Here is a 25,483-nt window from a genome sequence, read left to right as displayed (position 1 = left end):
CACCAGTTCTCGATTAGCCGCGTGGGTGATGAGTTTGATGCAGCTGTTTTAAACGTTCAGTCGCCACATGGGTATAGATTTGGGTCGTCGATAGGTCACTGTGTCCGAGTAACATCTGCACCACGCGTAAATCGGCCCCATGATTGAGCAAGTGGGTCGCAAACGCATGACGTAAAACATGGGGCGAGAGATCCTCTGTCTCAATCCCCGCCAGTTGCGCATAGTACTTGATGCGATGCCAAAAGGTTTGCCGTGTCATTTGACGGGCGCGTTTGCTTGGGAAAAACACATCGGTACTGGTTTCACCCAGCAATACCGGGCGACTATACGCCAAATAGTGCTCCAGCCAATCCACGGCCGACTCTCCCATCGGGACCAAACGTTCTTTGTCACCTTTACCGGACACCCGCACCACACCTTGACGCAAGCTCACATTCTCCATCGTCAGCCCGATAAGCTCTGTCACACGCAAACCCGTCGCATATAACAGCTCCAACATGGCTTTATCTCTAAGCTCAAGGGGGTCGTCGGTATTCGGTGCCATTAATAGTGCATCGATTTGCTCTTCCGTCAGATCTTTCGGCAGCCGCTTGGGCTGCTTCGGACTGATTAGGGTGGCACTGGGATCGTCGGGACGCAACTTCTGTCGATACAAGTATTGGAATAGGCGACGTAACGCCGACACCATACGGCTGCGAGTGCTAGACTGGTAGCCCTGCTCATGTAGCCAGTATTGGTAATCTTGTAAGTCTTGCTTGCTCACCGCCACCAACGCGCGGGTGTCGAGCCAATGGCACAGCTTCAATAAATCTGTGCGATACGAATTCAACGTGTTTTCGGAAAGCCCACGCTCCATCCACATTGCATCCAAAAACTGCTCGATGCGTTCAATGTTATTCGTCACCTTCAACCCACTTGGTTATTAATCGAAAAAAACCGCTCATCATCTGGGTAACGGTCAGCGGCTATTATACAAAATGTCACCGTCAGTTGCTGGATCATATTGCCGGTGAGCAGGTAAACTGCGCCCATTACACACAAACGAGTCGCGCTATGAAAATCGGTCTTTTTTATGGTTCTACCACCTGCTATACCGAAATGGCCGCGGAGAAAATCCGTGACTTTATCGGTGATGATTTGGTCGAGCTACATAATGTCAAAGAAACACCGCTAGCCAAAATGGCAGATTACGACTTGCTACTACTTGGGATCTCAACGTGGGATTTTGGTGAGCTACAAGAAGATTGGGAAGCGGTTTGGCAAGACATTGATAGTCTTCAACTAAACGGCAAAGTCATAGCCCTGTTTGGCTTGGGCGACCAAGAAGGATACGCCGAATGGTATTTGGATGCCATGGGCATGCTCCACCAGCAACTACAAGGCTGTGGCGCACAGTTTATTGGTTACTGGTCCACCGAAGGTTATCGTTTTGATGCCTCAAAAGCGGTGACCGAGGATGGCAAGCAATTTGTCGGTCTCGCCCTTGATGAAGACTCCGAGTACGAACTCAGTGACGAGCGGATTCAAAACTGGTGCGAGCAAGTGCTACTCGAGTATCAAGCCTTACTTTGAGCCTATCCCGGCTCGCGCTGGCCAATTAATGAGACAAAAAAACCGCGCCTCTCAGCGCGGTTTTTGTTCGCTATCATGCAGCGGTCGATATCACGATGCGTCTGCTAACGCATTCGCCCGTGATCCAACAAACTTTGCCACGCCCATAGCCACCAATGTAGGTAGCAGCCAGGCCATACCGACATCGAATAGCGGTAGGAAGCTAAAGCCGCTCATGTCAGCGCCCATGACTTTTGCCGCATCGAGCAAGCTAAAGAGCAATGCCACGCCCAACACAAGGCGATAACCCACAGCCGGATTTGGCAACCAGCGACGAATAAACGTCAAACCAATCAGCGCAATCGCGACAGGATAAAGGGCAAACAGCACAGGGACAGAAATCGCAATCAGCTGCTTGAGACCCACATTGGCCACCACCGCACAGACAGTAGCCACGACGACCACCCAACGACGGTACGTCCATGATGTGAGCGAACTAAAGTAATCAGCACACGCACTCACCAACCCAATCACGGTCGTCAAACACGCTAAACCGATAATCGCCGCCAGGATCATTTGCCCAACCGGGCCAAACAGTGCATCCACGTAGGCAGCCATGATTTCGCCACCATTTTGCGTTCCCTGCGCCACCGCGCTAGCGGTTGAGCCCAAGTAGAACAGCGACACGTACACAAACGCCAGTCCAGCGGCGGCAATAATACCAGCATAAATCAGGTACATGCAGGTCGCTTTGTTGTCTTCGATACCTTTTTTACGGATCACATCGACAATCAACATGCCGAACATTAACGCCGCAAAGGTATCCATGGTGTTGTAACCTTCCAAAAAGCCAGTCGTCAGTGCGTTTTCAACATAGTTACCTTGCGCGGCCACCACTTCGCCTTGTGGGTTAACAATCACCGCGATAGCCAAAATCGCGAGCGCCGCGAAAAGCAAAGGTGTCAAGAATTTACCGATGGTATCAATCAGCTTGCCTTGAGAAAGAGAGAAAAACATCGCGACGGCAAAAAAGACCACAGAGAAAGCGCCCAGTTCTAGCTGCCCAGGAGCTGATAAAAAGGGTTTAAAACCAATCTCATAGGCGACAAGTCCGGCACGAGGCGCAGCAAAGGCGGGGCCAATAATGATAAAAATCAGCACGGCCATTAGTGTGGCAACACCTGTGGGTAAGTCACGCGTCAGGCCCTTCCAGCCTCCGCCTGCCACCGCAACCGCAATGATACCGATTAAAGGAAGACCGACGGCAGTGATCAAAAATCCGATCATTGCAGCCGTAAAGTGATCACCGGCCAACATGCCAGCTTGTGGGGGAAAGATTATATTTCCTGCGCCTAAGAAAAAGGCAAAGGTCATAAAACCTAACGCTAAAATATCTACTAATTTTAAACGCTTAGTCACGATGTATACCTACAGCTTAAGAGGGTGTTTGCAATCAATAATGTTTCACCCATCTGAAACGCTCAATTATAATATTTTGTTTCAGACGATGGGCAGAACGCAGAATAATGAAGAAGTTCATAGCCACAGTAAAGGCATTGACAAAAAACCTTGTGATCTTCTGCGTTAGCAATAACAATCAGCTCAATACACTAGCTATTATGTTATCTGTGGTATTTTTTAACAAACAAACTCGATAACATCATGGTTACACAAAAGCAAAAAATGCTACCCCTTGATGCCGCTAAGTTGCCAGAGTGCAGGACAAATGAGCCAGTTTCGCTTTAAACAATTTGTTATCGACCACGGTGACTGTGGCATGAAAGTCAGTACGGATGGTGTACTACTGGGCGCGTGGTCTCAGCCTGGGGCGGCGAGTAATAGCTTGGATATCGGAACGGGGACCGGTTTATTGGCATTGATGTTGGCACAACGTTTTCCATCCTTGTCGCTGACCGCGGTTGAGTATGATACGGCCGCGTTTCGCTGCGCCGAGCTAAATGTGAAACACTCATGCTTTGCTCGGCAAATCCAAGTACACCACGCTGATATCAACGCTTTTGAGCGCACGGAACAATGGCAACACATTGTTTGTAATCCGCCATACTTTACCAGTGGCGCCCCGTCCAGCAATCAACAGCGCGCGGTCGCTAGGCATGCAAATACCCTGAGCCATCCCGCACTTATCGCGTGCTTGCAAGGATTACTCACCCCGGCGGGCTGTGCCGATCTTATCTTGCCCAGTAAAGAGGCAGACGCGTTTATTCATTCTGCTCAGGGACAAGGCCTGTTCTTACGCCGGCAGCTATCCGTGCGCCCGACGCCGGATAAATCGCCTTCGCGCTTATTATTCACACTCTCGCCAACGACGGGCGCAGTCAGATCTGATACGATCGTGGTGCGCGAGAGAGATGGCGCTTATACGCAGGCATTCGCGGATCTGACACGCGCGTTTTACCTCAAACTCTCGTAATCCAAACCGAGCAGCGTCTCGCTATCATTGGCCTTGGGCGCGCTGCCCATTTACACTATTTGCGTCTATAATACCGCGCTTAACTATCCTTGGAGAATTACCTGTGCGAAGCTTTGCCGAACTCGAGCTGGATCCAGAACTGCTCAGTGCACTTGACGATATGGGCTATCAGCGCCCTACGCTGATCCAATCTGAGGTTATCCCCCACGGTATGGATGGACGTGACATCCTTGCCTCCGCCCCAACGGGAACCGGCAAAACGGCGGCTTTTTTGCTGCCCATGTTGCAGCACTTACTCGACTTCCCGCGGCAAAAACCCGGGCCAGGACGCGTACTGGTTCTCACCCCCACGCGTGAATTAGCCATTCAGGTGGCTGATGAAGCGCGCGCATTAGCGAAAAATACCAGTCTTAAGATCTTCACCATCACCGGGGGCATTTCATACCAAGAGCACGCCGAGCAGTTGGGTAAAACACAGGATATTGTGGTGGCAACGCCTGGCCGTTTGATGGAGTACATTGAAGCCGAACGGTTCGATTGTCGCGCCGTTGAATGCCTGATCTTAGATGAGGCAGACCGGATGCTGGATATGGGGTTTGCGAATGCCGTCAATCGACTCTCTGATGAGTGCCAGCGCCGCCGTCAGACCATGCTCTTCTCCGCCACATTAGAAGGCCGCGGGGTAGCAGGCTTTACCGATAATTTGTTGGACAACCCTGAGTTGGTTGATGTCACACCACCACGCCGCGAGCGTAAAAAAATCACCCAGTGGTACCATCGCTGCGATGATCTTGACCATAAACGCGCCTTATTAAAGGCGATTGTTAGCGAACAGGCTGAACGAGCGATTGTGTTTATTAAAACACGTGAGCGCTTGGCGGAGCTTCGTGATTATATGCAGTCACAACAACTGGATTGCGCCTGGATCCAAGGTGAAATGCAACAAGCGAAGCGTAACAATGCGATCAACCGGTTTAGTGAAGGAAAAGTCAGTGTACTGCTGGCCACTGATGTTGCGGCACGCGGCATTGATGTCCCAGATATCACCCATGTGATCAACTATGATCTCCCACGCACGGCTGACGTCTATTTACACCGTATTGGTCGCACGGCTCGTGCGGGCAAAAAAGGCTCTGCCATTTCACTGGTCGAAGCCCATGATCAACCAATGATGGATAGGATCATGCGCTATATGGATGAAGAGATTAAAGAGCGAACCATTGCTAGCTTGAAGCCAAAACATAAAAAAGCAGAGCATAAGAAGAAAAAAAAGAAGCAAAGCGTTAAAAACTCGAGCAAAGTCAAAAAGCCCAAAAAACGCAAATAGAACTAGACATCTATCAGCCTCACTGACTGGCTGATATATAAGGAATTACTCAAGGAGGCCCGAAAAGGCCTCCTTTTTTTCGCTATCGACGTCCATTTTGTTGAGCACAAAACGATCAGATTCACACATCGCGCAATGCAATGACACAAAATATTAACAATTGCGCTGCAAATCAGTTTAAGATGCTAATCGCGATAACAACAAAACATGATGCAAACACAGTAGAAGGAACTCACTATGCAATCGTTTGTCGATTTCTTAAATAGCATCATATGGAGCCCGGTTCTGATTTACACCTGTTTGGGTGCGGGACTGTTCTATTCCATACTGACGCGCTTTGTTCAAATCCGTCACTTCACCGAAATGTGGCGACTCCTCTTTTCAGGGAAAAGCTCAACCAAAGGGATTTCTTCTTTCCAAGCCTTAGCAGTCTCACTCTCCGGCCGTGTCGGTACGGGTAATATTGCCGGCGTCGCCGCCGCTATCGGGTTTGGTGGCCCAGGCGCGGTCTTCTGGATGTGGGTCGTTGCTTTTCTCGGGGCGGCAACCGCCTATACCGAGTCAACATTGGCACAGATTTATAAAGAAGAAGACAATGGTGAGTTCCGTGGTGGCCCAGCTTACTACATCGAAAAAGCGATGGGACAAAAATGGTATGCCATCCTCTTCGCTCTCGCGACCTTACTCGCCTGTGGTGTCATGCTACCTGGCGTGCAATCTAACGCCATCGGTAATGCCGTTGAAACCGCATTTGGCTCTGGCGCCATGGTTGATACCGCCATGTTTGGTGCGCTTGAAGTCTCGAAAGTGATTACCGGTGCCTTTATCTCTATCGTGCTCGGATTCATCATTTTCGGTGGTGTTAAACGTATTGCCCACTTTACGCAGATCGTCGTGCCTTTCATGGCGCTGGCGTACATCATTATTGCGTTTGTCATCATCCTATTGAACATCAGTGAAATTCCCGCCGTGGTTTCTATGATCATCGGCGATGCCTTCACACCGATGGCAGGTGCGGGTGCAGCCATTGGTTGGGGGGTAAAACGTGGTGTTTACTCCAACGAAGCGGGTCAAGGTACAGGTCCACACGCGGCGGCGGCTGCCAACGTGGATCACCCGGCTCAGCAAGGCCTGGTTCAATCCTTCTCGGTTTACATCGATACCTTGCTAGTTTGCTCGGCAACCGCGTTTATGATCATCATCACCGGTGCTTACAACGTCCATGGTCCAGGTGAAGCCTATATCGTGCAAAACTTGGCCTCTTCTGTCGCGGCAAACAGCCCTGAGTTTACTCAGCTGGCGATTGAAGCGGCGATGCCTGGCTTAGGTAAACCCTTTATCGCCTTTGCACTCTTCTTCTTCGCCTTTACCACCATTTTGGCCTACTACTACATTGCCGAAACCAACATTGCTTACCTGCGTCGCACTATCAAGGTGCCAGGTATGATGTTTGCGCTGAAAGTGGTGCTGATGTCCGCCGTGTTCTACGGCTGTGTGCGGAGTGCGAACTTGGCATGGGCGTTTGGTGATGCCGGTGTGGGTTTGATGGCATGGTTAAACATTGTTGGCATCATCATCATCTTCTTTATGTCTAAGCCAGCCCTTAAGGCGCTGAAAGATTATGAAGAGCAACAGGCCAGAGGGGTAGAAACCTACACCTTTGATCCGGTTAAGCTTGGCATCAAAAATGCCGATTACTGGGAACAACGTCTGGCGCGCCGTAATGGCAAGCAAGAAAGTGAAACCACCGATGCCGATGGCAAACCTATCAATCCAACGGCATAAGATTCAAACAGCGAATCAATGGTAAAAAAGGGCGCATCAGCGCCCTTTTTTGATCGTGTTGGCCAACGACGCTACTAGTCATCAAGGCGGAAAATAATATCGACTTGATCACGCACCTGCATGGTTGCATCTTGGTAGCTCGCCGCGACATCCGCGCTGCCGCTGCGCAGTTCGGCATTCATCATCACAGGACGTGGGTTGCTGGATCGATAGCGAATTTGCCAGACGCCATCGACACGCATATCCAGGCTTTTCGCGAGCTCCTCGGCTTTCTCTTTGGCGTCTTGTACCGCTGCCTCACGGGCCTTGTCTTTCAAGGTGGCCTGCTCACTGCTGGTGAGCTGTACATGGCGAATACGGTTGATCCCCTCGCCTAAGGCACCATCTAGCACCGCATTCAATTTATCGAGCTGATTGAGTGTCACAGTAACGTGGCGTTCCGCACGGTAGCCAATCAGCTCAGGCGCTTTGTCTTTGGCGTGTTGATAACGCGGTGACAGCTGAATATGCGCACTCTCGATTTATTCGCGCTTTACCCCTTGTGCCGACAGCCGATTGATAAACGCCGTGACCGCTTTGTCGGATGCGGCTTTCGCAGCTTTCGCCGTTTTACGCTCAGTGACCACGCCCACTTCAATGCTCGCCATGTCTGGCGCAGCGGTCACTTCCCCGACACCGGTAATGTCCAAGTGAGGAAAATCAATATTGGCCATCGCGGCGGGTGCCATCACTAAGGCCCCCGTCAGCCATACCATTGCTTTCAATTTTTGCATAATCTCTCCTTTGAGAAGGCAAGCGATAGATAGTAAGTAACGCTAGGTCAGACGCGAAAAAACACCAAAAGCTCCCCTATCAACGTCAATTTTGTGTCAATATTGAACCAGTGCTTGTTTCGCCGCTTGCTGACAAGCATGGGTAATCGCCGCTAACACACCACTTTCCATCGCCCAAAAATGCCAGTACAAATGCCGTGACTCCACTTTCCCCGGCATCACATCCACCAAGCGCCCGTCCGCTAACTGCGCTGACACCATAATCCGTGGGATCAAACAATACGCCATACTTTGCGATGCCATGGCCACAAATGCCTCCGAAGAGCGGACAATATGTCGGCGCCACCCCGCTGCGGGCATGGCATAATGAGCCGCTAGAAAATCCGCATGCATATCGTCATGTGCATCAAAAATCACTGCCGGCGCGGCCATTAACGCCTCTCTATCAATCCCATCAGAAAAGTATCGCTGAGCAAACGCTGGGGTAGCCACACAACTGTAGTCCATGGTACCCAAGTAACGACAATCACAGCCATGCATCGGCGTGGAGTCAGTGCTGATCGCCGCAATCGCTTCACCGCTGCGCATTTTATTGAGCGTACGGCTTTCATCTTCAACCAATAAATTAAAGTCAATCGCTTGATGGGCGGTCAGTGGCGCGAGGGCCGAAAGTAGCCAAGTCGCTAAACTATCCGCGTTGGTGGCAATGGAGACCGACAAGACTGACCCATCAATACCTGGTGCCAGCTCAGGCAAGGTTTCTTGCTCCAACAGTTGCACGCGTCGATAAAGACCCAGTAGACGCTGACCGATCGGCGTTGGCCGCGGAGGTTGCTCACGCACCATTACAGGCTGGGCGATTTGCCGCTCTAACTGCTTTATACGTTGAGAGACCGCAGATTGAGTAATGAACAGGGCCGCCGCCGCGCGTTCAAAGCTTCCCCAAGAGATCACCGCATCTAACGCTTCTACTCCTCGATAATCCATCCTTGCGCCTCATTAGTTAAATTAATTAACCATAAATATAATTAAGTTCCTTTAATAGGCAATCCTGCTTAAAGTGAGGGTTATACCAGTAAAAAGAAGGAAGAACAGGGTGAGCAGCTTTCTCGTCGCACTTCAGGGCTTAGGATTAAGCCTAACCATGATTATTCCCATTGGTGCTCAGAATGCCTATGTGATTAACCAAGGTATCAGCCGTGAACACCATATGACCACAGCATCGATCTGCTTTATTTGCGATATTATTTTGATTTCAAGTGGTATTTTTGGCGGAGGGGCATTGTTAGCAAGCTATCCACTTCTGCTCAACACCATTACGCTCGCGGGGATCGCTTTTTTGAGTGTGTATGCGTGGCAGTTTATCCAAAGCGCACGTCAGCACAACCAAGACGTGTCAATGGCGACACCCACCATGAGTCGAGGCCGCCGCGCGGTGATCATTGGTGCCTTGGCGGTGACCTTACTCAATCCGCATGTGTATCTCGATACCGTGGTAGTGTTAGGGGCAATTGGTGGCCAATTTGCGTTCGATGAACGCGTTGCCTTTACTGTCGGCGCCCTAATGGGATCGTGCCTTTGGTTTTACGGTTTATCAGCAGGGGCCGCGCACTTGTCGCCGTGGCTCTCCACGCCCTCTATCCGGCGACTGCTCGACCTACTCATGGCGAGTATGATGTTATTCGTGGCCGGTAAGCTCGCACTTGGCCTGTACGCACGTTTACTGGCGGGTTAAAAAACAGGGATGCGGCCACGCTGCCGCATCCATAATGACGGTCGCCCGCCGTGAGGTTACGCTTGGCTCTCGCCGCGCTCGAAGTGAACACTCATTTGCGGGAACGGAATTTCAATACCATTTTCGTCTAGTGCTTCTTTGATGGTTGGCAACAGCTCAAAGTAAACACTCCAGTAGTCTTCTGTTTTCACCCAAGGGCGCACCACAAAATTGACCGATGAGTCGGCTAACGTCATCACCGCCACATTGGGCTCAGGGTCTTTCAGAATCAAGGGGTGTTGAGTGACGATATTGGTTAGCACCGATTTGGTTTTCTTCAAATCCGCGCTGTACGCTACGCCAATCGTCAAGTCAATGCGGCGTGTCGCGTGCTTGGAATAGTTAGTGATTGGACTACTGATCACGGACCCATTAGGAACCACCACCATTTTGTTGTCAGGGGTCGTGAGCACCGTAGAGAACACTTGAATGGACTCAACAGAGCCAGCGACTCCGGCCAATTCGACGTAATCGCCCGATTTGAACGGACGGAACATCACAATCAACACCCCGGCAGCAAAGTTGGCCAACGAGCCTTGTAAGGCAAGACCCACGGCTAAACCTGCGGCACCTAAGATGGCAATCACAGACGCCGTTTGCACACCCACGCGGCTTAATGCTGCAATTAAAACAATGACAAACAGTAAGTAACGCACCAAACCATGGATAAACTCCACCACCGCGTTATCCATGTTGCGCTTGCGCATGACACCCGCCATGGAGTTAGCTAAACCTTTAACCACAAGGTTACCAATCACCAAGATCAGTAGCGCGGAAATAATGTTCACCCCGTACTGCGTCAACAGATCTTGGTTATCCATCAGCCAAGTCTGGGCCCATTTAGCGCCCTCTACCACTGTGTTTTCCTCACTCATTCACTTTCCCTCTTCAAGTTGGGATAAACGGTAACCCTATGTTAACAGCCTTTTACTGGTCGCTGTCTATCTCAATTACGCAAAATGTCTACCCAATGAGACGTGTCGCTATCACGCAGATATAAAAAAACCCGCCAAGCGGCGGGCTTTAATTCAACACTGTTGTGACGTTTACAGTACGTCAATCGCGTTGAGGTCTTTGAAAGCTTGCTCCAAGCGCGCAACCATCGACTCTTGACCTTTACGTAGCCAAACGCGTGGGTCATAGAATTTTTTGTTAGGCTGATCATCACCTTTCGGGTTACCGATTTGGCTTTGCAGGTAGCCTTCGTTGTCTTGGTAATACTGACGAATACCATCCCATGTAGCCCATTGGGTATCGGTATCGATGTTCATTTTGATCACACCGTAACCAATGGATTCTTGAATTTGCTCTTCTGAAGAACCCGAACCACCATGGAACACGAAGTTCAGACCATTGGTCGGCAGACCAAATTTCTCTGAACAGTAAGCCTGTGATTCACGAAGAATTTCTGGCTTAAGTACCACGTTACCTGGCTTATAAACACCGTGAACGTTACCGAATGAAGCGGCAATGGTAAAACGAGGGCTTACAGCAGACAGTTTTTCGTACGCGTAAGCCACTTCTTCTGGTTTGGTGTAAAGGTCAGCCGTATCAACATCGCTGTTGTCCACGCCGTCTTCTTCACCACCAGTGATACCCAGTTCGATTTCTAGCGTCATGCCCATTTTGTCCATGCGCGCTAGGTATTCGGCACAGATTTCCATGTTCTCTTCTAGAGACTCTTCAGACAGGTCAATCATGTGAGAAGAGAAAAGCGGTTTACCGTGCTCTTTGAAGAAGGCTTCGCCAGCGTCAAGTAGACCATCAATCCAAGGCAGTAGTTTTTTCGCAGCGTGGTCAGTGTGCATGATCACCGGCACACCGTAGACTTCAGCCATGGCGTGAACGTACTTCGCACCGGCAACAGCGCCTTTAATTTGCGCTTCTTGGCCTTCTAGTTTCAGACCTTTGCCCGGGAAGAAACCCGCACCACCGTTAGAGAACTGAATAACCACTGGCGCTCTTACTTTCGCCGCGGCTTCCATCACTGCGTTGATTGAGTCAGTGTTAACCACGTTGACTGCAGGCAATGCAAACTTGTTCTCTTTGGCAACTTCAAATACTTTCTGAACGTCATCGCCAAAGATAACGCCAGGTTTTACAAAATCAAAAACTTTAGACATGGCTCTTGTCCTATTAACTCGGGTTGTCTTTGCTGAACTGAGTAAAGATGCCTGAAGCACCCTTATCAATCTGGTGCAATCGTTTACGACTCGGCCTATTGTAGTCAAACGAAAGCAAAAACGGGAGATGTCCCTCCCGTTTTATTATCTGGTTTATGCGTCTTTGGCGCGTGCTTCCAGCATTTCTACCGCTGGAAGAGGCTTGCCTTCAACAAACTCTAGGAACGCGCCGCCACCGGTTGAGATGTAAGACACGTCAGCTTGGATGCCAAACTTGTCAATCGCCGCGAGGGTATCGCCGCCACCTGCAACAGAGAAGCCTTCAGACTCCGCGATCGCTTTTGAAATGCCTGCTGTGCCCGCTTCAAAGTTCTTAAACTCAAAGACGCCAACAGGGCCATTCCACAGAATGGTTTTGGCATTTTTCAAAATGTCTGCCAATGCCTGGGTTGATTCAGGACCAAGGTCGAAAATCATGTCGTCGTCTTGCACATCTTCAACGCGCTTGATCTCTGCTTCCGCGTTTTCATCAAACGCTTTCGCACACGCAACGTCGGTCGCGACAGGAATATGGCACTCTTCCATTAAAGATTTCGCCGTATCTACTAAGTCCGCCTCATACAGCGACTTACCGACATTGTGGCCGTCAGCTGCGATAAAGGTGTTTGCAATACCACCGCCCACAACCAGCTGGTCAGCAACGGTTGACAGTGACTTCAGCACCGTCAGTTTGGTAGACACTTTTGACCCACCCACAATGGCAACCATTGGGCGAGCAGGGTTGTCCATCGCTTTGCCTAACGCATCCAGCTCATTGGCCAGCAGTGGACCGGCGCAAGCTACAGGCGCATGCGTGCCCACACCATGGGTTGACGCTTGCGCACGGTGCGCGGTGCCGAATGCATCCATCACGAAGATATCACACAGCGCTGCATACTTTTTAGAGAGCGCTTCGTCGTTCTTCTTTTCGCCTTTATTAAAGCGCACGTTCTCAAGCACCACCAGCTCACCGGCATTAAGCTCAAGACCGTCTAGATAGTCTTTAGCGAGGCTGACCTTACAATCCAGCGCATCATCAAGGTAGTTCACTACCGGTTGCAGTGAATACTGATCTTCAGGCTGACCTTCTTCAGGACGACCTAGGTGAGAGGTCACCATGACTTTTGCACCGGCTTCTAAGCAGTGCTTAATCGTAGGCAGTGATGCCAAAATACGTGCGTCAGAGGTCACTTTACCGTCTTTTACAGGCACGTTCAGATCAGCACGGATAAACACACGCTTTCCGGCAAGATCTAAGTCGGTCATCTTAATTACAGACATATGGTCCTCGCTATAAGGTTGCAAATTGAAACTGATTTAATCAGGGCAACACCCCACCCACGCTTGCGTCTATTACGCCATGGCAAGTGTGGTATCTAACATTCGGTTGGCAAAACCCCACTCGTTATCGCACCAAACCAGCGTTTTAATCAGCTGGTGATCACTGACTCGTGTTTGCGATCCATCAACAATGGCGCTGTGTGAGTCGTGGTTAAAGTCGATCGATACCAAGGGCGCTTCGGTATAATCCAGTATACCGTCTAATGTACATCGAGATGCCGTCTGCAGAGCTTGATTTACGTCATTAACTTTCACTTTAGTACGTACAGTGACACTTAAATCCATCGCTGTCACGTTTATCGTCGGTACTCGCACCGAGATCGCTTCAAATTTGTCAGAAAATTTCGGAAAAATCCTACCAATTCCAACATGGAGTTTGGTATCCACCGGGATGATCGATTGGCTTGCGGTGCGCGTTCGGCGCAGATCTGAGTGATACGCATCAATCACCTGCTGGTCATTCATTGAAGAGTGAATGGTAGTGATAGTGCCGGACTCAATTCCAAAGTGTTCGTCCAAGGCTTTGATCACTGGGACGATACAATTGGTGGTGCATGAGCCATTAGAGACAATACGATCATCCGCGGTTAACGCATCATGGTTGACCCCGTAAATAACGGTACGGTCAACATCTTGGCTGGCGGGATGTGAAAACAAGACTTTTTTAGCACCTGCAGCAATATGAGCCTCACCGTCTTCTCGTGTGCCAAACTTGCCCGTGCAGTCCAAGACAATATCAACATCAAGGTCACGCCAAGGTAAAAGCTGCAGTTCCGGTAAGTGAAGCAGGCGAATGCTGTCGGTGGCGACAAACAAATGTTCTTGGTTATAGGAAACCGGCCAGCCGAACCGACCATGGCTTGAGTCATATTGCAGCAGATGCGCCATCGCCTCGGGCTCTGCGAGCTCATTAATCGCGACCACTTGAATGCGATCGTGCTTGCCACTTTCATACAGGGCCCGCAATACACTGCGCCCTATACGACCAAATCCATTAATTGCGACTCTTAATGCCATGTCCATCGGTGCTCGTTTAACGATGCCCCATAGTGTATCTCAAGCACGTAAAAGACGCACGTGTTGTGTGACTCTTCTCACGATACCTGGGAGTAAAATGCGGAAAAAAACGCCCGCCTGGTGATAGTCCGAGACGGGCGTGGCAGTGTTAGGAGTGTGGCAGTCTATGAAGTAACAACACGCCTTTTATCAATGACTAGAAGCTAACATTTAGTCCTAACCAATATCGACGTTCATCACTGATATAACCGTAGTCTTCATACTCCCGGGTTTTATCCAATAAGTTATAAACCGCGCCTTGCAGTTCAATGGCATCGCTGAGCTGATAGTTCATCCCAGCATCCACCAAGGTGTAACTTGGCTCTATATTGCTGCGAGAAGATGGACCTGTCACAGGATCCATTTCTTCGCCACGATAGGTCACACTCACCCAAGGATTCAGCCTTTCCGTGGCTTGCCAATTGACTTCACCATACGCGAGCTGCTGGGGAATTTGCGTTAAAGGCTGCCCCTTATAATCACCGGTTTTTTGCTCTGAATCGGTATAGGTATAGCTGGCACTCACATCGAGCGTCTCCGTGACTGGCACGAATAGGCTCGCTTCAACCCCTTGAGTGACCGCTTCGTCAACATTAATCCGATAGGTTGGATCTGAGCCAAATTGATTAGGGCCATCCGTACACACCGAGGTTGGGCAAGTCACTCGGGTGATCTTATCTTCAAAGTCATTATGGAATGCGGTTAACGAGCCACTGATCCCCGAATCGCCTTGGTAGTTGATACTGACTTCTGAGTTAACAGAGGTTTCGGGCTCCAGGTCGGGGTTGCCATAGATATTTCCCCCTCGACTCACTTGCGCCCAATTCGGGGCAATTTCGCGCAGTTGCGGTGAACGGAACCCGGTTGCCACGCCTCCTTTCACCACCCAGTCGCTGTTGAGTTGATACACGCCGTACACACGTGGGCTGGCGTGGTAGTCGTAGTTTTCATCATGATCGACACGTAACCCGAGGGTCAGACTAAATGGCTCAATCACACGCCACTCATCTTCGACAAATAAAGCCGCTTGTGTATTGTCAATCTCAGTTTGGCTGGACGCTTTATTAGAGGTAAAGTCCTCCAACTTCGCTTTGTTCACTGAGCCACCGACCGTCAAAGTGTGTGTTTCAAAATCACGAATGAGACGGGTTTTAAACTCGGTGTTCTTAATCGTCATTTCACGACTTTTATTGCGGCTTTGCTCGTACTGTAAGTGTGAATCTGACCAGCCCCACGTCCAATGCCCTTCATGCCCAAGGGCGATTGATTGCCGTCGATATTCATTGTTGCTGTTTTCACATTGGTTGCGTCGACACTGGCTATCATCCGTGGGAACGGTTTTGCCTATGTGGCCATTTCGCTCTTGCGAACTCGCGCCCAAGTCCAAGGTCCACTGTTGAAAATCGCTGGCATCATAAGTCAACGAGGTAGAAAGACTGCGTAAAGATTTGTCCTCGTAACCAGAGAGAATATCGTCTTCTTGGCGTTGAACGTTTTGACCCGATACCGTCATCCCTAGCTTATCGCTTAAGGCGCCAGAAAGGTAAAAATTGGCGCTTTGTTCATCGCCTGATGCGCGTTTTTCTTGAAGTAAGGTGCTTAATTGCACGTTGCCATGCCATTCATGTTGTTCACGACGAGTAATAATATTAATCACCCCACCGATGGCATCTGAGCCATACAAGGTCGACATCGGCCCCCGAATCACCTCGATACGCTCAATCGCTTGAAGGGGGGGCAACCAGCCTTGTTCAATACCCGGGCCATCGCTATTCGGACGTGTTTCTCGGCTCGTCATACGCTTTCCGTCCACCAGCATCAAGGTATACTTGGAGCCCATTCCACGAATGCTGATATCCTTGGTGTCACCGCCCCCTGTAACCACGACACCAGGAATACGCTTTAATGCGTCCGTGACATCACGATAATAACGATCTTCAAGTTGGTCACGGCTAATCACACTGATACTCGCTGGCGCCTTTGCCGTGGCTTGTTCAAACCCTGAGGCAGTGATCACCATGGTTTCCGTGTTTTGATCGCCTGCTTCTGCCGCATGAATGGCACTCACAGGCATACCGGCTAATACCATCCCGAGCACAACGGGACGAAGACAACTGGACATAATCAACTCCATTTTGTGATAATAATTATCATTTGTTCATTGAGAATTATTCACATAGATGCACAGACGCCTAGCCCCATAAAGGGAACATCTCGTTCCATTTATAGAACGAGATGATTTCTCTCCTTCTGGACAGCCGACGTGACGTCTTACTGGCGTTAAAAGGACAGTTATGCAGGATTTTTCTTCGATCCGTTCGTTTGCGGCTTTGTGTCATCATCAAAGCCTTACCGCTGCCGCCAAGGCATTGGGCCAACCCAAGTCAACGGTGAGTCGTCGCTTGGCTCAACTGGAAGCCGACCTAGGCCAGCCTTTAACGCAAAGACAAGGCAATAGACTGGTCTTAACAAAAGCGGGGGCGATATTTGCGCGATACTGCCATCAAATTCTTGAGTTAGTAGAAAAAAGCGAAGAGGCAATACAAGATTTAAATAATCATCTTCAAGGGGCGATAGAAGTGATTTGCCACCCCGGAATGATGCGCGGCTGGGCGGGTCCATTGATCAGTACTTTTCTCGCTGAGCACCCTCGAGTATCCATCACATTGACGAGTGAAGTCAGCGCACAACGTATTCAGTCGGCCGATCTTATCATCTGGGCAGGAGACATCATGCTGCCGGTCAATTGTCGCTCATATCAGCTCGGCCATTGGCAATATGGTATTTACGCTGCGCCAGACTATGTCAGCCAATATGGCCCGTTTACGCACCCTAGCATGCTCGATGAACACCCTTGGCTCGATGTATTTGCCCTTCGCCGGCAAGGATTGACGCTCTATGACCAAGACAACACCTATCACTTAAGCGCCATGCCTAGCCGCTTTAATTGCGACATGATAGCGATTCAGTTAGATGCCATCGCAGATGGGCAGGGCGTTGGATTGCTGCCGATTTGGAGCGCCACTGGCTATCAACACCATCATCCTGATAGAATCACGCGGTGTTTGCCCCAATGGGCCTCAGCGCCGGTTCCGTTGCGTCTTTACTGCAGCGCTGGCCGTCTTCCTCTGCGTGTCGAATCACTGGTGCACTGGCTGCAAGAAGCGGTTCCCTCACCTTGGTGTTCACTGAATCCGCAGCAAGCATGCCATGAGGTGTAAGCGTGCCTCAGCCAATTTTGCTATACCTTAAAGACACACCCATATGCATCAACTGACTTGCGTTTATCACAATTACGAATAAAATAGACGTCTAGAAGTTAAAACATCTGAGATGATCGGCGATGCCCTTTGTTACGTATCGCCAATCTCCTTGATAACCAATGAGAGTGTCACATGGCGAAGCACCTGTTTACCTCAGAGTCCGTCTCTGAAGGCCATCCTGATAAAATCGCAGATCAGATTTCTGATGCTGTTTTGGATGCCATCCTTGAGCAAGACCCCAAAGCACGCGTTGCCTGCGAAACCTATGTTAAAACTGGCATGGTAATGGTAGGCGGGGAAGTGACGACCTCGGCATGGGTCGATATCGAAGAGCTCACCCGTCAAACCGTTCAAGATATTGGTTATGTCCACTCTGATATGGGCTTTGATGCCAACTCTTGTGCAGTATTGAACACCATTGGTAAACAGTCGCCCGACATTAATCAAGGGGTTGACCGCGCCGATCCGAAAGATCAAGGGGCCGGGGACCAAGGGATCATGTTTGGCTTTGCCACCAACGAAACCAATGTGCTGATGCCTGCCCCCATCACCTATTCACACCGTTTGGTCGAGCGTCAGGCGCAAGTACGTAAAAACGGCACGTTAGACTGGTTACGCCCAGATGCGAAAAGCCAGGTCACCTTTGCGTATGACAACGGTAAAATTGCGGGTATTGATGCCGTCGTGCTCTCAACACAGCATTGCGACAGTATTTCAACCGACGATCTGCGCGAAGCGGTGATGGAAGAAATCATCAAGCCAGTATTGCCGGCCCAATGGCTGACCAAAGACACCAAGTATTTCATTAACCCAACGGGCCGTTTTGTGATTGGCGGACCGATGGGCGATTGTGGTTTAACAGGCCGTAAAATCATTGTCGACACCTATGGCGGTGCAGCCCGTCACGGTGGCGGAGCTTTCTCGGGTAAAGATCCCTCAAAAGTGGATCGCTCTGCCGCGTATGCCGCGCGTTACGTGGCCAAAAACATTGTCGCCGCAGGTCTTGCTGACCGTTGTGAAATCCAGTTGTCTTACGCGATTGGCGTTGCGGAACCCACTTCTATCATGGTGGAGACCTTCGGTACCGAAAAAGTGGCCCCAGAAGTGATCACTAAAGCGGTTCGTGAACACTTCGACTTACGCCCGTATGGTTTGCAGGAAATGCTGGATTTATTACAACCCATCTATAAGCAAACGGCTGCATATGGCCACTTTGGTCGCGACATCTTCCCCTGGGAGAAAACCGACAAAGCAGCGCTATTGCGCGACTTTGCCAAGCTCGGGTAATCTCCACGTACTCATTGCTTGTAAGGGAAGCTTCGGCTTCCCTTTTTGATCGCCACTAGGATCGCCACACTATGTCTTCTGCTTCTGACGCATTCGCCTTTGACAAGACCGCTTGGTCACCTGATGCATTACAGCAAGCGGCTAACACGCGTGTTTACCAGTGTATTGATGCGGCTAATCGTCAATTAGGCACCCAGCTACACTATCCTGCGATTGGCTTCACACTACGGGGTCAATCCGCTGGCACCGCGCACCCCACGCAATGGCGTGTTAGGTTTAACCCGATCCTTTTACAGCAAGCACCAGAGACCTTTTTCGACGAAGTGATCCCTCATGAGGTCTGTCATTTGGTTACCTTTGCGCTATACGGTCGGGTAAAACCACATGGTCCTGAGTGGCGTTCGCTAATGAACCAGGTATTTAATGCCCCTGCCAATACCACCCACCAGCTTGATATCAGTGCCGTGCAAGGCAAAACCTTCGCGTACCAGTGTGAGTGTGGCCCTGTTGCCTTATCCATTCGCCGCCACAATAAAATACAGCGCGGACAAGCCACCTATCGCTGCAACCGCTGTCAACAGCCACTAGTGAGAAACCTTGACGCCTTAGAATAATTTGTTTTTTCACCACTCGACCCCATATTAGTGACAAAGCCTATCGCCCCCGTAGCCATGTTACACTGAGGGCGAGATGACCATGGAAAACGAGCACAATGCGAATTCCTCGAATTTATCACCCAACGCCCTTGCCATCGCAAGGCGATGTGACACTGAGTGGCGAAGCTGCCAACCATCTCGGTCGCGTCCTACGTATGCAACCTGAACAACCGATTTTGCTCTTTGATGGCAGTGGTGCGCAGTTTCCCGCTATGCTGACGGAAGTCAGTAAAAAGCAGGTTGTCGCGACCATTACCGCTTGCGAATCACACAGTGTCGAGTCACCGCTTGACTTTGAACTCGGCCAAGTGATTTCACGTGGTGAGAAAATGGAGTTTACCATTCAAAAATCGGTCGAATTAGGCGTGAATACCATCACTCCCCTTTTATCGGCTCGATGCGGAGTGAAACTCAATGCTGAGCGACTCGAGAAAAAACGCCAACAATGGCAAAAAATCGCGATTGGCGCCTGTGAGCAAAGCGGCCGTAATGTGGTGCCCACCATTAACCCGGTGATCAATCTAGACACATGGTGCCAGCAGGCGTTTGATGGCTTAAAACTGAACCTTCATCCGCGTGCCCCCTACTCTATCAATACGCTACCCGACGCCCCCGACAAGCTACGCTTGCTCATTGGCCCAGAGGGCGGATTGTCTGATGACGAGATTGCAATGACACGCGAACACGGCTTTGAAGAGATCCTACTCGGCCCACGCGTGTTGCGAACAGAAACCGCGGCGCTCACCGCCATCACGGCCCTTCAAGTCCGTTTTGGCGATTTGGGTTAACCGGCAAACAGGAGAAACATGATGAAAATAGGTGTTGTGATGGACCCCATCGAGGCCATCAGTGTGAAAAAAGACTCCACGTTTGCCATGATGCTGGCAGCACAAAAACGCGGCTGGGAAGTGCATTATATCTTGATGGAAGATATGTCAATGCAGCAGGGTGAACCATACGCTCGCACCCACAGTGTGACTGTGATGGATAACCCTGACCATTGGTACCAAATCGACCAAACCCAAACCCTCGCATTGCGAGAATTTGATGCCATATTGATGCGCAAAGATCCGCCGTTTGATACGGAATACATCTACGCAACCTACATGTTAGAGCGGGCTGAGGAAGCGGGTGTATTGATTGTTAACAAGCCGCAAAGTTTGCGTGACTGCAATGAAAAGCTTTATACCGCGTGGTTCCCAGAGCATACGCCGACCACTTTGGTGACCCGTCGTGCCGACGAAATTAAAGCATTCCAAGCCGAACACGGCGATGTGATTTTAAAACCACTCGATGGCATGGGCGGCGCGTCTATCTTTCGAGTCAAACAAGGCGATCCGAACCTGTCGGTGATAATTGAAACCCTGACCGAGCATGGCCAACGTTTTTGCATGGCACAAACTTTCGTCCCTGACATCAGCAACGGTGACAAGCGCATCTTAATTGTTGATGGCGAACCGGTTCCCTACTGTTTAGCCCGTATCCCGGCCGACGGTGAAACGCGCGGTAACTTGGCTGCTGGCGGCCGTGGCGAAGCGCGTCCTTTATCAGAGACTGATTGGACAATCGCACGCGCGATCGCTCCGACATTGAAAGAGAAAGGGCTGATATTCGTAGGGCTCGACGTGATTGGCGACAAGCTAACAGAAATCAACGTCACCAGTCCGACCTGTATTCGCGAGATTGACGCCGCGTATGACATTTCAATTGGTGACATCTTGATGGAGGCAATCGCCAGACGCTGCGCCTAATTTGAGGAGGCGCAGCGCCTCCTTCATTATCTAAAACATCAATCTTCGCGCATACTCAAGGTACGCGCACCAACAGGAGACGGCGATATGGATCTGAAAAATCATTTTTTAATCGCGATGCCCAGTATGGCTGATAGCCGTTTTCAGCATGGTGTCATTTATGTCTGTGAGCATAGCCATGATGGGGCAATGGGACTGATGATTAACCACCCCATTAATTTGTCTGTCGGCAAAATGCTGGATCAAATTGACGTCGAGCGCCAGCTCCCCCTTTCAAGCACCACAGAGAGCTTGTCTCAACCTGTGTTGTTTGGTGGTCCTGTCTCCGAAGACAGAGGCTTTGTGCTGCATCCTGCAACCTGTGAGTATGGCACCAGTATTCCCCTGTCTGATCAGCTATCGGTCACGACCTCAAAAGATATTCTCTCGATTCTCGGCACCGAGCAACAGCCAGAGCAATTTCTGGTCGCGCTGGGCTATGCAGGCTGGGAGCCGGGACAGCTCGAGCAGGAACTGGCCGACAATAGCTGGCTAACACTGGAAGCCGATCCCAAGGTCATTTTTGATACCCCCGTTCACCAACGTTGGCAAAAAGCGCTCGATCAGCTCGGCATTGACGCCGCAAACCTCTCTTCACAAGTAGGACATGCATGAACGCACAAACCATTATTGGATTTGATTACGGCGTCAAAAGCATTGGCGTTGCCATCGGCCAGTCGCTAACTGGCACCGCTCGCCCTTTGTGTGCCTTAAAAGCCCGAGACGGGATCCCAAATTGGGATGACATTGAAGCCATACTCAAAGACTGGCAACCCGATTATCTGGTGGTAGGCTTACCGCTTGATTTACACGGTCAACCTTTAGAGACCATCACGCCAAGGGCAAAGAAGTTTGCCAACCGCCTGCATGGACGTTTCGGCTACCCGGTTGAGCTGCACGATGAACGCCTATCTACCCGTGAAGCGCGTGCGGATCTGTTTTCCCGCGGCGGGTATAAGGCGCTGGGAAAAGGCGCCGTCGACGCCCAATCTGCGGTGGTGATTATCGAAAGCTGGTTTGAGCGTCAATACACAGATTGAGTGGACGTTATCGCCTCCTGCGGCGCAATTACGCCTTGGTTCTCTAGCTGTGCCATCGCTTGCGCCATGGTCTGCATGCCATGCGCGGTGCCGGTTTGCATCATGGAGGTGATTTGCGCCACTCTATCCTCTCGGATCAAGTTACAAATCGCTGACGTCACCGTCATGATTTCATAAGCGGCAACACGCTGACCTTGGACACTTTTGACAAGCTGCTGAGAGATCACCGCCCGCAGTGAAGCAGACAGCATTGAACGTACCAAGGGTTTATCACTGCCCGGAAAAACGTCAATGATACGATCAACACTTTTAGCAGCGCTGACGGTATGCAAGGTCGCAAACACCAAATGCCCGGTTTCTGCCGCGGTTAATGCCAAGCTGATGGTTTCTAAATCACGTAGCTCACCCACCAATATCACATCTGGGTCTTCACGCAGCGCGGATCGCAATGCCTGCTGAAAAGACTGCGTATCACGCTTGACCTCTCGCTGGTTCACCAAGCTTTGCTCGGACGGGTGGATAAACTCAATCGGATCTTCGATTGTCAGAATATGCTTTTGCTGGTGGTGATTTATCTGCGCGATCATGGCCGCCAATGTGGTCGATTTCCCCGAGCCTGTCGGCCCAGTCACCAACACCAATCCTTGGTGTAACAAAGCCAGCTCACTGAAAAGTGGCGGCGCGGATAAATCCTCTAACCTTGGGACAGCCGTTGGCACCACACGAAAAACCGCCGCACAGCCATGTTGCTGATGGAACGCATTAACACGAAAACGCGCCACCGAGGCCAGCTCAAAGGAAAAGTCGATTTCCCATGCATTGTCAAAACTATGCTGCTGCTCAGGACTCATCACCGCCAGTACCAATTGCCGTACAGCTTGGTGGCTAAGCGGTGGCAGACTAAGCTTGCGCATATCGCCATCTACCCGCACCATAGGCGACACCCCCGCAGAAAGATGTAGATCTGACGCGCGATGCTTTACACTAAACGCAAGTAGCTCATTAATATCCATTCATTTTCCTTGCAGAATCAGGTATGTGTCATATTAAGAACAATATTCAACAGGTCAGGGAACAGATAGACCACGCAAGCCAAAAATGCGGTCGACTCGCGGACTCAGTGCAATTAATTGCAGTCAGCAAAACCAAGCCTATCGAGGCGATCGCAGATGCCATCGCCGCGGGACAACAGGCGTTTGGGGAAAACTACGTGCAAGAAGGGGTAGAAAAAATTGACTACTTTGCCCAGCATCATCCCGAAGCACGCATTGAATGGCACTTTATTGGCCCCATTCAGTCCAACAAAACACGGTTGATTGCAGAGCACTTTGACTGGGTGCATTCTGTCGATCGGTTGAAGATTGCTAAACGCCTGAGCGAGCAACGTCCGGCACATTTACCGCCGCTCAATGTCTTGGTACAAGTAAACACCAGTGGCGAGGCATCAAAGTCGGGGTTAACCGTGGATAACGCCATCGCCCTCATTGAAGATATCCGAGCCCTACCCGGCCTGAATATCAGAGGATTAATGTCTATTCCACAGCCTGAGACGGACTATCAGCGACAATGCGCCGCATTTGAACCTTTATCAAATGCGTTTCATGCCCTCCGTGAGCAGACAGAGAGTATCGATACCTTGTCGATGGGCATGAGTGGTGACATGGAAGCGGCGATTGCGTGTGGTAGCACCATGGTACGTGTCGGCACCGCGATTTTTGGCGCGCGAGACAGCCGCTAACGAAGCGGTCGTAATAAACCAATACAATGACGAGAACAACAGGAACGCTTTTCATGGAACATCGCTCCCTTACCTTTATTGGCGCCGGTAATATGGCGCGATCCATCATTGCTGGCCTTGTGAGTGCAGGCTACCCCACCTCTGCGATAACGGCCTCATCACCCAGCGCCCACCCTGGCGATGTGCTGAGTACGGATTATGGCATCCAAACCACCCGTGATAACTTGCATGCCTGCCAAGCGGCAGACGTCATTGTCTTGGCGGTCAAGCCACAATTAATGGCGCAGGTTTTAAGCGATTTATCGGCTGTCGATTGGTCTTCGAAACTGGTGATCTCGATAGCAGCCGGCATCAGTACTCATCGTCTGTGTGAGATGGCAGGTACCACACTCAACCTGATCCGTGTCATGCCGAATACACCGTCTCTTGTCGGCCAAGGAATGAGCGGACTCTATGCGTCTAGCCAGGTAACGGAGGCGGATAAACACTACGCCACCGCATTGATGAAAGCCGTCGGCGAGGTCTGCTGTGTCGATGAGGAAGCAAAAATTAATGGTGTGATTGCGGCTGCAGGCAGCGCACCGGCATACTTCTTTCGCTTTATGGAAGCGATGCATCAAGAAGCTATCCGCCAAGGCTTTAGCGACGAGCAAGCCAGGCAGCTGGTTCAGCAAACCGCAAAAGGGGCGGCAGAAATGGTGGTAAGTAATACGGACACAACCATTGGCCAATTGCGTGAGCAGGTAACCTCGAAAGGCGGCACAACCGCTGAAGCGTTACGTGTTTTCGACCAGCACCACATTGGCGATATAGTGGCACAGGCCATGCAGGCGGCAGTCAGCCGCGCCAAACAAATGGAACAAGAATTTTAATCACTAAGGCAACGATATGAATGCAATGACCTTTCTGATCAACACCGCGTTTGATCTTTACATCATGGTGGTGCTGCTACGCGTTTGGCTACAATGGGCGCGCGCAGACTTTTACAACCCCTTCTCTCAATTTATCGTCAAAGCGACCCAGCCTGTGGTGGGCCCGTTGCGTCGTATGATCCCGGCACTCGGTGGTTTGGATCTGGCAACGGTACTGTTTGCTTACCTGCTCATGGTGGCGAAATTTGTGGTACTGGATCTAGTCGCCGGCAACCCCTTTGCAATGAGTTCAGGCATGTTCCTCTTCTCTGCCATTGCCTTACTGAAAGCCGCGGGTAAGTTGCTGTTCTGGGTGCTGATCCTGCGTGCCATTTTGAGTTGGGTCAGCCAAGGCAACAATCCAGTAGAGTATGTTTTTCATCAACTTACTGAGCCGGTATGTGCGCCAGTACGCCGTATTATTCCACCCATCGGTGGGCTCGATCTCAGTATTCTGGTGATCTTTATCGCGCTCCAATTTATCAATATGCTTATCGGCGATTTTATCGGCCCGATTTGGTATGCACTGTAAGCGAATCGCCACGCGCTAAGTCACCCTCGACTTATCGCCACGGGGTGCACCGCTTACGGAATCTCA

The 25,483-nt window shown here is 50.6% G+C and carries 24 protein-coding genes and 1 pseudogene; 15 read left to right on the top strand and 10 right to left on the bottom strand.

Annotation, left to right across the window (positions count from 1 at the left end):
* Window positions 1–13 precede the first annotated feature (13 nt).
* Complete coding sequence (gene xerD / locus BZG20_RS05080) at window positions 14–910, bottom strand: site-specific tyrosine recombinase XerD (RefSeq protein ID WP_106406691.1); 897 nt, start codon at window positions 908–910, stop codon at window positions 14–16.
* A 143-nt stretch (window positions 911–1,053) separates the two neighbouring features.
* On the opposite strand from xerD, the gene fldB reads away from it, so the two are divergent.
* Window positions 1,054–1,572 (top strand): flavodoxin FldB, encoded by a 519-nt coding sequence (gene fldB / locus BZG20_RS05075; protein WP_046075079.1) that lies wholly within the window; start codon window positions 1,054–1,056, stop codon window positions 1,570–1,572.
* A 90-nt stretch (window positions 1,573–1,662) separates the two neighbouring features.
* Here the strand turns inward: fldB and brnQ are convergent, their stop codons facing one another.
* Complete coding sequence (brnQ, locus tag BZG20_RS05070; protein ID WP_077578294.1) at window positions 1,663–2,970, bottom strand: branched-chain amino acid transport system II carrier protein; 1,308 nt, start codon at window positions 2,968–2,970, stop codon at window positions 1,663–1,665.
* Between the two features lie 307 nt (window positions 2,971–3,277).
* On the opposite strand from brnQ, the gene BZG20_RS05065 reads away from it, so the two are divergent.
* From BZG20_RS05065 to BZG20_RS05055, 3 genes are all read left to right on the top strand, one after another.
* Window positions 3,278–3,982, top strand: a complete 705-nt coding sequence (locus tag BZG20_RS05065) for a methyltransferase (RefSeq protein ID WP_158010018.1) — start codon at window positions 3,278–3,280, stop codon at window positions 3,980–3,982.
* Window positions 3,983–4,085: 103 nt separating this feature from the next.
* Entirely contained in the window at window positions 4,086–5,309 is a 1,224-nt protein-coding gene (srmB, locus tag BZG20_RS05060; protein ID WP_046075077.1) for an ATP-dependent RNA helicase SrmB, read from the top strand.
* A gap of 237 nt (window positions 5,310–5,546) precedes the next feature.
* On the top strand, window positions 5,547–7,094 hold the full coding sequence (locus tag BZG20_RS05055; protein WP_077459005.1) for an alanine/glycine:cation symporter family protein: 1,548 nt from the start codon (window positions 5,547–5,549) through the stop codon (window positions 7,092–7,094).
* Window positions 7,095–7,168: 74 nt separating this feature from the next.
* Here BZG20_RS05055 and BZG20_RS05050 read toward each other — a convergent pair.
* A pseudogene (locus BZG20_RS05050) lies at window positions 7,169–7,807 on the bottom strand (oxidative stress defense protein).
* Window positions 7,808–7,963: 156 nt separating this feature from the next.
* Entirely contained in the window at window positions 7,964–8,854 is an 891-nt protein-coding gene (locus BZG20_RS05045; RefSeq protein ID WP_077459003.1) for a LysR family transcriptional regulator ArgP, read from the bottom strand.
* Window positions 8,855–9,011: 157 nt separating this feature from the next.
* Between BZG20_RS05045 and BZG20_RS05040 the strand changes: the two genes are divergently transcribed.
* Window positions 9,012–9,602, top strand: a complete 591-nt coding sequence (locus BZG20_RS05040) for a LysE/ArgO family amino acid transporter (protein ID WP_077578347.1) — start codon at window positions 9,012–9,014, stop codon at window positions 9,600–9,602.
* 56 nt (window positions 9,603–9,658) lie between these two features.
* Here the strand turns inward: BZG20_RS05040 and mscS are convergent, their stop codons facing one another.
* The 5 genes from mscS to BZG20_RS05015 all read right to left on the bottom strand — a co-directional run bounded on the left by mscS (window position 9,659) and on the right by BZG20_RS05015 (window position 16,274).
* Complete coding sequence (gene mscS, locus BZG20_RS05035; protein ID WP_077578292.1) at window positions 9,659–10,516, bottom strand: small-conductance mechanosensitive channel MscS; 858 nt, start codon at window positions 10,514–10,516, stop codon at window positions 9,659–9,661.
* Window positions 10,517–10,687: 171 nt separating this feature from the next.
* The gene (gene fbaA / locus BZG20_RS05030) at window positions 10,688–11,764 is read right to left on the bottom strand and encodes a class II fructose-bisphosphate aldolase (RefSeq protein ID WP_077578291.1); all 1,077 of its coding nucleotides are present in this window, start codon (window positions 11,762–11,764) and stop codon (window positions 10,688–10,690) included.
* Window positions 11,765–11,917: 153 nt separating this feature from the next.
* Window positions 11,918–13,084: a phosphoglycerate kinase gene (locus BZG20_RS05025; RefSeq protein WP_046075071.1), complete on the bottom strand. Its 1,167-nt coding sequence runs from the start codon at window positions 13,082–13,084 to the stop codon at window positions 11,918–11,920.
* Between the two features lie 72 nt (window positions 13,085–13,156).
* A complete protein-coding gene (gene epd / locus BZG20_RS05020) occupies window positions 13,157–14,161 on the bottom strand; it encodes an erythrose-4-phosphate dehydrogenase (protein WP_077578346.1) in 1,005 nt (334 codons plus the stop codon).
* 196 nt (window positions 14,162–14,357) lie between these two features.
* Entirely contained in the window at window positions 14,358–16,274 is a 1,917-nt protein-coding gene (locus BZG20_RS05015; protein WP_235606073.1) for a ligand-gated channel protein, read from the bottom strand.
* A 220-nt stretch (window positions 16,275–16,494) separates the two neighbouring features.
* Between BZG20_RS05015 and BZG20_RS05010 the strand changes: the two genes are divergently transcribed.
* The 7 genes from BZG20_RS05010 to ruvX all read left to right on the top strand — a co-directional run bounded on the left by BZG20_RS05010 (window position 16,495) and on the right by ruvX (window position 22,236).
* Window positions 16,495–17,421, top strand: a complete 927-nt coding sequence (locus BZG20_RS05010; RefSeq protein ID WP_077578290.1) for a LysR family transcriptional regulator — start codon at window positions 16,495–16,497, stop codon at window positions 17,419–17,421.
* 174 nt (window positions 17,422–17,595) lie between these two features.
* Complete coding sequence (gene metK, locus BZG20_RS05005; protein WP_046075069.1) at window positions 17,596–18,750, top strand: methionine adenosyltransferase; 1,155 nt, start codon at window positions 17,596–17,598, stop codon at window positions 18,748–18,750.
* Window positions 18,751–18,821: 71 nt separating this feature from the next.
* Window positions 18,822–19,364, top strand: a complete 543-nt coding sequence (locus BZG20_RS05000; RefSeq protein WP_077578289.1) for a SprT family zinc-dependent metalloprotease — start codon at window positions 18,822–18,824, stop codon at window positions 19,362–19,364.
* 98 nt (window positions 19,365–19,462) lie between these two features.
* Window positions 19,463–20,194, top strand: coding sequence for a 16S rRNA (uracil(1498)-N(3))-methyltransferase (gene rsmE, locus BZG20_RS16060; RefSeq protein WP_046075067.1), 732 nt, complete (start codon window positions 19,463–19,465; stop codon window positions 20,192–20,194).
* An 18-nt stretch (window positions 20,195–20,212) separates the two neighbouring features.
* Entirely contained in the window at window positions 20,213–21,157 is a 945-nt protein-coding gene (gene gshB, locus BZG20_RS16055; protein ID WP_046075066.1) for a glutathione synthase, read from the top strand.
* Window positions 21,158–21,244: 87 nt separating this feature from the next.
* Entirely contained in the window at window positions 21,245–21,811 is a 567-nt protein-coding gene (locus tag BZG20_RS04985; RefSeq protein WP_046075065.1) for a YqgE/AlgH family protein, read from the top strand.
* Window positions 21,808–22,236 (top strand): Holliday junction resolvase RuvX, encoded by a 429-nt coding sequence (gene ruvX, locus BZG20_RS04980; RefSeq protein WP_046075064.1) that lies wholly within the window; start codon window positions 21,808–21,810, stop codon window positions 22,234–22,236. The genes BZG20_RS04985 and ruvX overlap by 4 nt, the downstream gene beginning before the upstream one ends.
* On the opposite strand, the gene BZG20_RS04975 is transcribed toward ruvX, so the two are convergent.
* Window positions 22,221–23,249 (bottom strand): type IV pilus twitching motility protein PilT, encoded by a 1,029-nt coding sequence (locus BZG20_RS04975; RefSeq protein ID WP_077578288.1) that lies wholly within the window; start codon window positions 23,247–23,249, stop codon window positions 22,221–22,223. The genes ruvX and BZG20_RS04975 overlap by 16 nt on opposite strands.
* A gap of 23 nt (window positions 23,250–23,272) precedes the next feature.
* On the opposite strand from BZG20_RS04975, the gene BZG20_RS04970 reads away from it, so the two are divergent.
* From BZG20_RS04970 to BZG20_RS04960, 3 genes are read left to right on the top strand one after another with little or no spacing between them, the layout of a single operon-like run.
* Window positions 23,273–23,974 carry a YggS family pyridoxal phosphate-dependent enzyme gene (locus BZG20_RS04970; protein ID WP_077578287.1) on the top strand — a complete coding sequence of 234 codons (702 nt, stop codon included), beginning with the start codon at window positions 23,273–23,275 and terminating at the stop codon, window positions 23,972–23,974.
* A gap of 53 nt (window positions 23,975–24,027) precedes the next feature.
* Entirely contained in the window at window positions 24,028–24,846 is an 819-nt protein-coding gene (gene proC, locus BZG20_RS04965) for a pyrroline-5-carboxylate reductase (protein WP_077578286.1), read from the top strand.
* Between the two features lie 16 nt (window positions 24,847–24,862).
* The gene (locus BZG20_RS04960; protein ID WP_046075060.1) at window positions 24,863–25,417 is read left to right on the top strand and encodes a YggT family protein; all 555 of its coding nucleotides are present in this window, start codon (window positions 24,863–24,865) and stop codon (window positions 25,415–25,417) included.
* The last annotated feature ends 66 nt before the right edge of the window (window positions 25,418–25,483 follow it).

The sequence above is a fragment of the Salinivibrio sp. IB868 genome, from assembly GCF_001995655.1.
Lineage (GTDB): Bacteria > Pseudomonadota > Gammaproteobacteria > Enterobacterales > Vibrionaceae > Salinivibrio > Salinivibrio siamensis.
Note: the sequence above shows the minus strand (reverse complement) of the source record. Positions and strands in the feature narration are given on the sequence as shown.

What these genes read in the sequence shown, in the direction of transcription:
- fldB (WP_046075079.1), top strand. Translation starts at nt 1,054, where the DNA reads ATGAAAATCGGTCTTTTTTATGGTTCTACCACCTGCTATACCGAAATG.
- BZG20_RS05065 (WP_158010018.1), top strand. Translation starts at nt 3,278, where the DNA reads ATGAGCCAGTTTCGCTTTAAACAATTTGTTATCGACCACGGTGACTGT.
- BZG20_RS05055 (WP_077459005.1), top strand. Translation starts at nt 5,547, where the DNA reads ATGCAATCGTTTGTCGATTTCTTAAATAGCATCATATGGAGCCCGGTT.
- BZG20_RS05045 (WP_077459003.1), bottom strand. Translation starts at nt 8,854, where the DNA reads ATGGATTATCGAGGAGTAGAAGCGTTAGATGCGGTGATCTCTTGGGGA.
- BZG20_RS05040 (WP_077578347.1), top strand. Translation starts at nt 9,012, where the DNA reads ATGATTATTCCCATTGGTGCTCAGAATGCCTATGTGATTAACCAAGGT.
- mscS (WP_077578292.1), bottom strand. Translation starts at nt 10,516, where the DNA reads ATGAGTGAGGAAAACACAGTGGTAGAGGGCGCTAAATGGGCCCAGACT.
- fbaA (WP_077578291.1), bottom strand. Translation starts at nt 11,764, where the DNA reads ATGTCTAAAGTTTTTGATTTTGTAAAACCTGGCGTTATCTTTGGCGAT.
- BZG20_RS05025 (WP_046075071.1), bottom strand. Translation starts at nt 13,084, where the DNA reads ATGTCTGTAATTAAGATGACCGACTTAGATCTTGCCGGAAAGCGTGTG.
- epd (WP_077578346.1), bottom strand. Translation starts at nt 14,161, where the DNA reads ATGGCATTAAGAGTCGCAATTAATGGATTTGGTCGTATAGGGCGCAGT.
- BZG20_RS05015 (WP_235606073.1), bottom strand. Translation starts at nt 16,274, where the DNA reads ATGCCTGTGAGTGCCATTCATGCGGCAGAAGCAGGCGATCAAAACACG.
- BZG20_RS05010 (WP_077578290.1), top strand. Translation starts at nt 16,495, where the DNA reads ATGCAGGATTTTTCTTCGATCCGTTCGTTTGCGGCTTTGTGTCATCAT.
- metK (WP_046075069.1), top strand. Translation starts at nt 17,596, where the DNA reads ATGGCGAAGCACCTGTTTACCTCAGAGTCCGTCTCTGAAGGCCATCCT.
- BZG20_RS05000 (WP_077578289.1), top strand. Translation starts at nt 18,822, where the DNA reads ATGTCTTCTGCTTCTGACGCATTCGCCTTTGACAAGACCGCTTGGTCA.
- rsmE (WP_046075067.1), top strand. Translation starts at nt 19,463, where the DNA reads ATGCGAATTCCTCGAATTTATCACCCAACGCCCTTGCCATCGCAAGGC.
- gshB (WP_046075066.1), top strand. Translation starts at nt 20,213, where the DNA reads ATGATGAAAATAGGTGTTGTGATGGACCCCATCGAGGCCATCAGTGTG.
- BZG20_RS04985 (WP_046075065.1), top strand. Translation starts at nt 21,245, where the DNA reads ATGGATCTGAAAAATCATTTTTTAATCGCGATGCCCAGTATGGCTGAT.
- ruvX (WP_046075064.1), top strand. Translation starts at nt 21,808, where the DNA reads ATGAACGCACAAACCATTATTGGATTTGATTACGGCGTCAAAAGCATT.
- BZG20_RS04975 (WP_077578288.1), bottom strand. Translation starts at nt 23,249, where the DNA reads ATGGATATTAATGAGCTACTTGCGTTTAGTGTAAAGCATCGCGCGTCA.
- BZG20_RS04970 (WP_077578287.1), top strand. Translation starts at nt 23,273, where the DNA reads ATGTGTCATATTAAGAACAATATTCAACAGGTCAGGGAACAGATAGAC.
- proC (WP_077578286.1), top strand. Translation starts at nt 24,028, where the DNA reads ATGGAACATCGCTCCCTTACCTTTATTGGCGCCGGTAATATGGCGCGA.
- BZG20_RS04960 (WP_046075060.1), top strand. Translation starts at nt 24,863, where the DNA reads ATGAATGCAATGACCTTTCTGATCAACACCGCGTTTGATCTTTACATC.